This is a genomic window from Clostridium sp. ATCC 25772 (assembly GCF_001573875.1).
GTDB classification, from domain to species: Bacteria; Bacillota; Clostridia; order Clostridiales; family Clostridiaceae; genus Clostridium_J; species Clostridium_J senegalense.
In genome coordinates this window covers 1-533 of the sequence record NZ_LFRG01000214.1, presented here as the reverse complement: position 1 = coordinate 533, position 533 = coordinate 1, and the positions used below count along the sequence as shown (strand labels likewise).

General features: G+C 25.1%; 1 pseudogene. It reads right to left on the bottom strand.

Going from position 1 to position 533, the window contains the following annotated elements:
* Positions 1-533: pseudogene (locus AZI32_RS18690) on the bottom strand (hypothetical protein); the annotation flags it as partial.

Genomic DNA, 533 nt, shown 5'->3' with positions numbered 1-533 from the left:
TATTAACTTTTCCATAATTTGAAATTTTATTATTTGAATCTAAACAAGGTTTAATATTTCTAAATAGATTTATACTATCTAAGTTTTTGCCAATATCCTTTGGATATGCCATTCTTATATCTTTTAGTAAAAATTGTATTTTTCTATTTCCCATGTAGTTATTTTCATCTAATTGGAATAATACATCAACTTTATCCCCTATCTCAAATTGCTCAGACATATATGCCATGTTAAATCCTATACATTCATATACGTTATTTTTTTCTAAGTTTAATTTTAAGTGATTTTTATCTTTTCCTAGCCTAAAAATACCTCTTATTTCTAATTCCCTCATTATAAATCTAGGACTTGGATTACTCATTCCAAAAGGCTCTAAACTATGAAGTTCTTCTATTAAATTAAAATCTATAGAACCTTCATTTAATTCAAACTCTACAGATATATTTTCTACCATATCATCTTCTGTAAGCTGATAGTTTGCAATTTCATTAACTTTTCTTCTTAAGGTTTCTATTTTTTTAGAATCCATGGAT